The sequence below is a fragment of the Kaarinaea lacus genome, assembly GCF_975902315.1.
The window spans coordinates 1-8,964 of record NZ_CDLKIE010000180.1; the positions used below are offsets into that span (position 1 = coordinate 1).

The 8,964-nt window shown below is 46.1% G+C and carries 11 protein-coding genes; all 11 read left to right on the forward strand.

Annotated elements, in window-relative coordinates; genetic code table 11:
• Window positions 1–120: 120 nt before the first annotated feature.
• On the forward strand, window positions 121–327 hold the full coding sequence (locus ACWVCM_RS05200) for an AtpZ/AtpI family protein (RefSeq protein WP_455200658.1): 207 nt from the start codon (window positions 121–123) through the stop codon (window positions 325–327).
• Window positions 324–704, forward strand: a complete 381-nt coding sequence (locus ACWVCM_RS05205) for an ATP synthase subunit I (RefSeq protein ID WP_455200659.1) — start codon at window positions 324–326, stop codon at window positions 702–704. Before ACWVCM_RS05200 ends, ACWVCM_RS05205 begins: the two co-directional genes overlap by 4 nt.
• Before the next feature lie 115 nt (window positions 705–819).
• Window positions 820–1,683, forward strand: coding sequence for a F0F1 ATP synthase subunit A (gene atpB, locus ACWVCM_RS05210; RefSeq protein WP_455200660.1), 864 nt, complete (start codon window positions 820–822; stop codon window positions 1,681–1,683).
• A 98-nt stretch (window positions 1,684–1,781) separates the two neighbouring features.
• The gene (gene atpE / locus ACWVCM_RS05215) at window positions 1,782–2,075 is read left to right on the forward strand and encodes a F0F1 ATP synthase subunit C (protein ID WP_455200661.1); all 294 of its coding nucleotides are present in this window, start codon (window positions 1,782–1,784) and stop codon (window positions 2,073–2,075) included.
• A gap of 74 nt (window positions 2,076–2,149) precedes the next feature.
• On the forward strand, window positions 2,150–2,620 hold the full coding sequence (locus ACWVCM_RS05220; RefSeq protein ID WP_455200662.1) for a F0F1 ATP synthase subunit B: 471 nt from the start codon (window positions 2,150–2,152) through the stop codon (window positions 2,618–2,620).
• Window positions 2,621–2,631: 11 nt separating this feature from the next.
• Complete coding sequence (locus ACWVCM_RS05225; protein WP_455200663.1) at window positions 2,632–3,168, forward strand: F0F1 ATP synthase subunit delta; 537 nt, start codon at window positions 2,632–2,634, stop codon at window positions 3,166–3,168.
• A 24-nt stretch (window positions 3,169–3,192) separates the two neighbouring features.
• A complete protein-coding gene (atpA, locus tag ACWVCM_RS05230; protein ID WP_455200664.1) occupies window positions 3,193–4,734 on the forward strand; it encodes a F0F1 ATP synthase subunit alpha in 1,542 nt (513 codons plus the stop codon).
• A gap of 31 nt (window positions 4,735–4,765) precedes the next feature.
• Window positions 4,766–5,626, forward strand: coding sequence for a F0F1 ATP synthase subunit gamma (atpG, locus tag ACWVCM_RS05235; protein WP_455200665.1), 861 nt, complete (start codon window positions 4,766–4,768; stop codon window positions 5,624–5,626).
• A gap of 13 nt (window positions 5,627–5,639) precedes the next feature.
• On the forward strand, window positions 5,640–7,037 hold the full coding sequence (gene atpD / locus ACWVCM_RS05240) for a F0F1 ATP synthase subunit beta (RefSeq protein ID WP_455200668.1): 1,398 nt from the start codon (window positions 5,640–5,642) through the stop codon (window positions 7,035–7,037).
• A 47-nt stretch (window positions 7,038–7,084) separates the two neighbouring features.
• Complete coding sequence (locus ACWVCM_RS05245) at window positions 7,085–7,501, forward strand: F0F1 ATP synthase subunit epsilon (protein ID WP_455200666.1); 417 nt, start codon at window positions 7,085–7,087, stop codon at window positions 7,499–7,501.
• Between the two features lie 327 nt (window positions 7,502–7,828).
• Window positions 7,829–8,964, forward strand: a 1,136-nt coding sequence (gene glmU, locus ACWVCM_RS05250; protein WP_455200667.1) for a bifunctional UDP-N-acetylglucosamine diphosphorylase/glucosamine-1-phosphate N-acetyltransferase GlmU, incomplete at its 3' end; no start/stop codon positions are given.

Consider the following 8,964-nt stretch of genomic DNA (forward strand, 5'->3'; position numbering starts at 1 on the left):
GCCTGCAGGGTATAAACTGGATTAAGTCTTTAAAAAATGAATTGGTTTTTAGGGGCTTGTCCCTTGCTGAATGATTGCGTGAAAGGTATACTGCGCCCCTAATTTTTGGATGCGGCTGCGATGAAAAAAGCCAATGGTCCGGGCCTGCTGTTAATTAGTGTAGGGTCATTGTTAACGTCAATGATAGCTGCTGGTTTTTTGTTAGGGTATGGCGTTGACGTACTACTCGATACACAGCCAATCTTCTTGTTAAGTTTTGGACTTTTAGGTTTCATCGGCGGCATTCTGAAAGCATATAAGATTCTGAGTGACCCGGAGTTGCATTGAAAATAGCTGAGCCCGAATTAGCCGCCAAGGCCCGATGGGTAATCAGCACGCAACTGATAATAAGTGTCATCGTCGCGGCAGTATTTCTCGTAAAGGGTACTTGGGAGTCAGTAGCCGCCTTATATGGTGGGCTTGCAAGTATCTGTATCACAATACTTTTATTGTGGGGTATAAAAAGAGCGACAGAGGCCGCCAAAGAAAATCCGGGCAAGAGCATGCGGATACTTTACGTAGGAGCCGTGCAACGGTTTTTACTCGTAATCGGTTTATTAGCAATGGGAATTGCCCTGTTTAAGCTGGATCCCATTGCGATGTGCGTAGGATTTGCGCTCGCACAACTCAGTTACCTGGTAGGATCTCGGTTCAAAGGCGCTTAGGCCTTTGGGCGTAACTTGAGCACACTAATACAACGGAAAGTCGCAGCCATAGAGCGCGCTACCCAGTGTTAACTCAAGCAGTAAAAGTTTTTAAAAATAAATTGAGGGTTGAACGTTGAGTCAAGCAGCTGAAACAGCAGAAGGTTCCTCCGGTGGAGGCGGCACTGTTGAGTATATTCAACACCATCTAACCAACTTATGTGCTGGACCTGATTGTGATCCTGTCACACACAAAGCCGTCGGATTCTGGGCTTTTCATCTAGATACCATATTTTTCAGTCTCCTCTTAGGTGCTTTAATGCTGTTCGTCAGTGCGCGGCTTGTCGCTCGTATGACCGATGGCGTTCCTGGCAGGTTTCAAAATTTCGTGGAATCCATTCTGGATTTCGTGCAGGGCCAGATTAAAGATGGTTTTCCTAATGCGCCGGCAATGATTGCGCCCATGGCACTCACAATCTTCGTTTGGGTATGGCTAATGAACTTCATGGACTTGATCCCTGTTGATTTATTACCACTCATTGCCAGTTGGTTTGGAATTGGGTATCTGAAAGTCGTACCTACTACCGACCTGAGCACCACATTTGCAATGTCGTTCACCGTTTTTCTACTGATCGTATTTTACAACCTCAAGGCCAAAGGCCCGGTAGGTTATCTCAAGATGTTCCTGTTTCACCCCTTCGGTAAGTTTTTAGTACCGGTAAACATCATAATGACAGCCATTGAAGAACTGGCCAAACCATTAAGCCTTGGCTTGCGTTTGTTCGGAAACATGTTCGCGGGTGAATTGGTATTCCTGCTGATAGCGCTGTTGGGTGGTGCCGCAACATTAGGTGTTGGGCTTTTAATCTGGTTCCCGTTACAGGTAGTACTGGACCTGGCATGGTTGTTATTCCATATCCTGGTTATAACACTACAGGCATTTATTTTTATGGTGCTGACCATTGTGTACCTGAGTATGGCGCATACAGCAGACCACTAACACATAATTGATAATAAAAAGTAATTCAAATTTTTAGATGTAACAAACCGGTTTTAGTATTTTAATTTCATTATTTTTTATCTTTAAGGAGAGTAACAATGACACCAGATATGATTGCAACCATTTATGCCTATACCGCTGTTGGCGTTGGCGTAATTCTGGCGGCTGCAGGTTTGGGTTCAGCGATCGGTTGGGGTTTGATCTGTGCAAAAACCCTGGAAGGTATTGCGCGTCAACCTGAAATGCGTCCGCAGTTAATGACTAACATGTTTATCTTTGCAGGTTTGATGGAATCTTTTCCTTTTATCATCCTGGCTTTCGCGATGTGGTTCCTGTTCGCTAATCCGTTCATCGGTGCAATGCAGGCAGCTATTACTGCAGCAGGTGGCTAAGATATTTAATGGTTTTAGTATCCGTTGATGATGTTTTTAACAGGTAGCGGATTTAGCCAAAAGGAGCGAACACAGTGAACATTACGGTAACACTCATTGCGCAAATGCTCGCATTTATCCTGTTGATCTGGTTTGTCAACAAGGTGATGTGGAAGCCGATGATGGGGCTTATGGAAGCTCGTCAGAAGCGTATCGCGGATGGGCTTGCTGCAGCTGAAAAAGGCAAGCAGGAACAGGCAGACGCTGAGAAACGATCAGCAGAAATGCTGGAAGAATCCAAGCAGAAAGCGGCAGAAATTCTTGCTCAAGCTCAAAAGCGCGCCAAAGAAATCGAAGAAGAAGCAAAAGACAATGCGAAGGTTGAAGCTGAGCGTATCAAGGTGGCTGCAGAAGCTGAAATTGAGCGTGAAGTCAATCAGGCCAAAGAACATTTGCGTGTTCAGGTGGCAAGTATTGCGATTGCCGGTGCAGAACAGGTGCTGAAGCAACAAATTGACGCCAAGGCTCACGACAAATTGTTGAGCGATCTGGCGGCACAAATTTAAGGCGGAATCTCATGGCAGAAAAATCAACCATAGCCCGACCTTATGCTGAAGCCGTTTTTGCGCTCGCCAAAGAGCAATCGAAACTGAAACAATGGTCCGATATGTTGCAAGCCGCCGCGGCCGTCGCCATGAACGATGACATGCAGGCTATGATCAGCAACACCAACGTTGACAAGGCACAGTTAGCTAATTTGATTCTAGATGTTTGCGGTGGAAAGTTTACCGCAGAAGGTAAAAATCTCATCAAATTGCTTGCTGAAAATCGTCGCTTGCCAATGCTTGCAGAAATTGCAGCCCAGTATGAAGAACTCCGGGCAGAAGAAGAGAAAACCATTGATGCCGAAGTGATTGCGCCGTTCGAAGTCAGCGCGGCACAGCAAAAACAAATCGCAGAGAAATTAAAGGCACGCCTGGGCCGTGAGGTTTCCTTATCATGCAGCGTGGATTCAACCTTGTTAGGTGGCGCAATTATAAAAGCCGGTGACCTGGTTATTGACGGATCCACAAAAGGTCAGATTCAAAAACTTTCCATTGAGCTTACACATTAGGTCGGCTCCTGAGAGGAAAAAGCAATGCAATTAAATCCATCAGAAATTAGTGAACTTATAAAAGAACGTATTAAAAACTTCGAGGTAAAGACCGAAGCCAGTAACGAAGGTACCGTTGTCAGTGTTACTGACGGTATTGTTCGTATTCACGGTTTGTCCGACGTAATGTTAGGGGAAATGATTCAGTTCCCTGGCAACACATACGGAATGGCTTTGAACCTGGAGCGTGACTCCGTTGGTGCTGTGGTGTTGGGCTCTTACGAGCACATTACTGAAGGTGACAAGGTTCAGTGTACCGGTCGTATTCTGGAAGTGCCCGTTGGTGAAGGTTTGCTGGGGCGTGTTGTTGACTCCCTGGGTAATCCCATCGATGGCAAAGGCCCCATTGAGTCTTCAATGACATCTCCCATCGAAAAAGTTGCACCTGGCGTTATTGAGCGTCAGTCGGTCGATCAGCCGGTTCAAACCGGTCTGAAATCAATCGACTCCATGGTACCCATCGGTCGAGGCCAGCGTGAGTTGATCATCGGCGACCGCCAAACAGGTAAAACGGCTGTTGCGGTTGATGCCATCATTAACCAGAAAGGTACTGGTATCAAATGTGTCTACGTTGCGGTGGGTCAGAAAGCATCCAGTATCGCTAATGTGGTACATAAGCTGGAAGAACATGGCGCAATGGAACATACCATTGTGGTGGCGGCGAGTGCCTCTGATTCGGCAGCCTTGCAATTTATTGCGCCATACTCCGGTTGTTCCATGGGCGAATACTTCCGCGATATTGGTGAAGATGCATTAATTATTTACGATGATTTGACAAAGCAGGCCTGGGCCTATCGTCAGGTTTCCCTGTTGCTGCGTCGTCCACCGGGTCGTGAAGCGTATCCAGGTGATGTATTCTATCTTCACTCACGTTTATTAGAGCGTGCTTCACGCATCAACGCTGACTACGTAGAAAAAATTACCGATGGCAAAGTGAAAGGTAAAACCGGTTCCTTAACTGCGTTACCTATCATCGAAACTCAGGCGGGTGACGTATCGGCGTTCGTACCGACTAACGTTATTTCCATTACTGATGGCCAGATCTTCCTGGAAACAGATTTGTTTAACGCCGGTATTCGTCCGGCGATTAACGCAGGTTTGTCAGTATCGCGGGTAGGTGGTGCGGCACAGACCAAGGTCATTAAGAAGCTGGGTGGCGGTGTGCGTCTTGACCTTGCTCAGTATCGTGAACTTGCTGCGTTTGCCCAGTTCGCTTCTGACCTGGACGAAGCAACACGTAATCAAATCGAACGTGGCCAACGCGTTACGGAATTGATGAAACAAAAACAGTATTCTCCGCTAACCATTGCTGAAATGGCTATTTCTCTATATGCAGCTAATGAAGGTTTTCTCGATGATGTTGAAATTGAGAAAGTTGTGGATTTTGAAGCTGCGTTACACGCCTATGTCAAAGCCAATAATGCGGACTTGCTGCAAAAGATTAACGATACTGGCGACTACAATGACGACATTGCCGCAGAGATCAAAGCAGCGATCGAGAAATTTAAATCCAGCAGCACCTGGTAATGCTCTTAAATTACAAGTGAAGGAATAAACCATGGCAGTTGGAAAAGAGATACGCAATCAGATCAGGAGTGTTAAGAACACACAAAAGATCACGCGTGCTATGGAAATGGTGGCGGCGAGTAAAATGCGCAAAGCGCAGGACCGCATGAGTGCTTCAAGACCTTATGCCGACAAAATTCGCAACGTTATTTCCCATCTGGCTCATGCGCATCCCGAGTATAAGCATACTTATATGAAAGAGCGTGAGGTGAAACGTGTTGGTTTTATTATTATCTCCAGTGATCGTGGTTTGTGCGGTGGTTTGAACAGTAATCTATTCAGAACCAATGTGCACGAATTGAGTAAATGGGACGAAAAAGGTGTCGGAATTGACTTATGTACCGTAGGCACAAAAGCGACAGGTTATTTCCGTCGCTTAGGCAGTAAAATAGTTGCCGATGCAGGTCACCTGGGTGATGCGCCGGAAATCGAAGACCTGATAGGTACTGTCAAAGTTATGCTGGACGCATTTGATAATGGCGAAATTGATCGCCTCTACGTGGTTTACAACAAGTTTGTGAATACCATGACACAGGAACCGCGCGTGGATCAGCTGCTGCCTATTGAGAAATCGGAAAGCAAGGAATTAGAGCATCATTGGGATTATATTTACGAGCCAGAAGCCAAAGAAGTGCTGACGGATCTGTTGACGCGCTATATCGAATCCCTGGTTTATCAGGCTTTGGTGGAAAATATTGCCTGTGAGCAGGCTGCGCGTATGGTGGCAATGAAAGCGGCTTCCGATAACGCCGGAAGTATGATTGATGATTTAGAACTGGTTTATAACAAAGCACGCCAGGCAGCCATCACTCAGGAGCTGTCAGAAATCGTAAGTGGCGCAGCGGCCGTCTAAGAATTTATTAGATATTGTTAAGAGGACTAAAAATATGAGTTCCGGAGAAATTGTACAGATCATTGGCGCGGTAGTAGACGTGGAATTCCCACGTGACGCAATGCCTAAAGTTTATGATGCGCTTAAAGTCGCGGATGCTGGACTGACGCTTGAGGTGCAGCAGCAATTGGGTGATGGCGTGGTTAGAACGATTGCCATGGGTGCGTCGGAAGGTTTGAAGCGCGGCCTGACCGTTGACAATACAGGCGCGCCAATCTCAGTACCTGTGGGTCAAAAAACACTGGGTCGCATTATGGATGTACTGGGCGACCCCGTTGATGGCGCTGGTGATGTTGGTGCCGAAGATAACTGGGCGATTCATCGTAAAGCTCCGACTTTTGAAGAATTGTCGGCTACTACGGACATTCTCGAAACAGGCATCAAGGTTATCGACCTGGTTTGCCCCTTCGCGAAAGGTGGTAAGGTTGGCTTGTTCGGGGGTGCGGGTGTAGGTAAGACCGTTAACATGATGGAGCTGATTCGTAACATCGCGATCGAGCATAGCGGTTATTCAGTATTCGCAGGTGTAGGTGAGCGTACTCGTGAAGGTAACGATTTCTACCACGAGATGAAAGAATCCAACGTACTGGACAAAGTATCCCTGGTTTATGGTCAGATGAATGAGCCTCCTGGTAACCGTTTGCGTGTTGCCTTAACCGGTTTGACGATGGCGGAATATTTCCGTGAAGAAGGGCGCGACGTATTGCTGTTTATCGATAACATCTATCGTTACACACTGGCGGGTACTGAGGTATCAGCATTGTTAGGTCGTATGCCTTCTGCGGTAGGTTACCAGCCAACACTGGCGGAAGAAATGGGTGCTCTTCAGGAACGTATTACATCGACCAAGACTGGTTCTATCACTTCTATCCAGGCGGTATATGTTCCCGCGGATGACTTGACTGACCCGTCACCTGCAACAACGTTTGCCCACCTGGATGCGACTGTCGTACTGTCACGTCAAATCGCCGAGCTGGGTATTTACCCGGCAGTTGATCCGCTGGACTCAACCAGTCGTCAGCTGGATCCCCTGGTTATTGGGCAGGAGCACTATGATGTCGCTCGCGGCGTACAGGGTACCTTGCAGCGTTATAAAGAACTGAAAGATATTATCGCCATTCTGGGTATGGATGAATTATCTGAAGAAGACAAGCAACTGGTTACCCGGGCACGTAAGATTCAGCGCTTCTTGTCACAGCCTTTCTTTGTGGCGGAAGTATTTACTGGCTCTCCCGGTAAATTCGTTCCCATGAAAGAAACCATTCGTGCGTTCAAAGGCATTCTTGCTGGTGATTACGATCACATACCGGAACAGGCCTTTTACATGGTTGGTACCATCGAAGAAGCGGTGGAAAAAGCCAAGTCTGTATAACCCGTAATTTAGAGAGCTTGTAGAGGGTTTCGCCAATGGCAGCCACAATGACAGTTGAAATTGTAAGTGCAGAATCCGAGATTTACTCGGGTACAGCGAAGATGTTCTTTGCACCGGCGGTAATGGGTGAAGTCGGGGTAATGCCAAAGCATACGCCTTTGCTGACCAAGATCCGACCTGGAGAAGTACGTGTCATCAATGAAGATGATGAGGAAGAGTTCTTTTACGTATCAGGCGGTATGCTTGAAATTCTTCCTACTGGTGTGACGGTACTGGCAGATACTGCCCAGAGAGCGCGCGACCTTGATGAAGCTGCAGCACTGGAAGCAAAAGAACGTGCGGAAAAAGCTTTGGCAGACCGCAAGGACGATGTGGATTATGCTACTGCAGAAGCGCAACTGGCAGATGCTATTGCTCAGATTGAAGCGATTCAGAAGATCAAGAAAAAGCTCGGTAAAGCTTAATCAGGGTATTACCTTAGCAGTAACCAATTGGAAGGGCGGATTAAACCGCCCTTTTTTATGTCCGCTATAGTTATAGAATTACATTGCTGAAATTTGGTGGGTAATAATTTTGCAAAAATAACCGGTTAAATTACATCGATTTAACGGCAAATTTTCGGTTACAATGCATTTTTTGACTGGCGAATTAATATCCCTGAAACTGCCCGGTGCCTGGGGGAAGAATGGTCGGCACGTAATTCGCAAGTGTTAGAATAAACGAATTTCGATTTGTCATTTTTTAAACTATAAACTGACAACCCTAATTAAACGATATCACGATAATCTAACTTGGCTAAACGTCCCAATTTACATGTTGTCATATTAGCAGCCGGGCAAGGTACGCGGATGAGATCTGCTATGCCCAAGGTTTTACATGCCATTGGTGGGAAACCATTGCTGGAGCATGTTATTCAAACTGCAATGAATTTAAATGCTGAGTCTTTGCATGTAGTTTACGGTCATGGTGGTGAACTGGTTAAGCAACAGCTTTCCCACTATGACGTCAATTGGGTTTTGCAGGATCAACAACTTGGCACCGGTCATGCTGTTGAACAGGCAATGCCAGCCATACCGGATAATGAATCCGTGCTAATACTCTATGGTGATGTACCACTGATTAAGCAGGAAACATTAGCGTTGTTGATTGAAGCTTCAGGTCAGGATGCGCTTGGATTGTTAACAGCCAATCTGCCGGACTCCACGGGATATGGTCGCATTGTTCGAAATGAAGCCGGAGATGTGGTGAAAATCATCGAGGAAAAAGATGCCAATGATGAACAACGTGGCATAAAAGAAATTAACACCGGTATGTTGGCGCTTGGTTCTAGCAAGCTTAAATCCTGGCTGGAACAACTGGAAAATAATAACGCCCAGGGCGAATATTATTTAACGGACGTTATTGGAATGGCTGCGTTGGAGAATGTTCCCATCAACACAGTACAGCCTGACTCTCTCTTCGAAATTGAAGGTGTCAACAACAAAAAACAGTTAGCTGAGCTAGAGCGTGCCTACCAACGGCAACAAGCCGAAAAGCTAATGCTGAATGGTGTTACCTTTCGTGATCCGGATAGATTTGATTTGCGAGGAGAGCTGGAAGTTGGTGAGGATGTTGTTATTGATGTCAATGTCGTTATCGAAGGGAAGGTTAGCCTTGGCAACGGAGTAAGTATTGAGTCCAACAACGTGATAATCAACTCATCTATTGCAGATAACTCGGTAATTCATCCAAATTGTGTTATTGAATCGTCAACTGTCGGGAAAAATTGTGAAATTGGTCCATTCGCAAGGTTAAGACCGGAATCTAATCTAATAGAGCAGGTTAAAGTTGGCAACTTTGTCGAAATTAAGAAATCAAATATCGCGTTAGGTTCAAAAGTGAACCACCTTAGTTACATTGGCGATACAGAAATGGGCGAAAAAGTGAA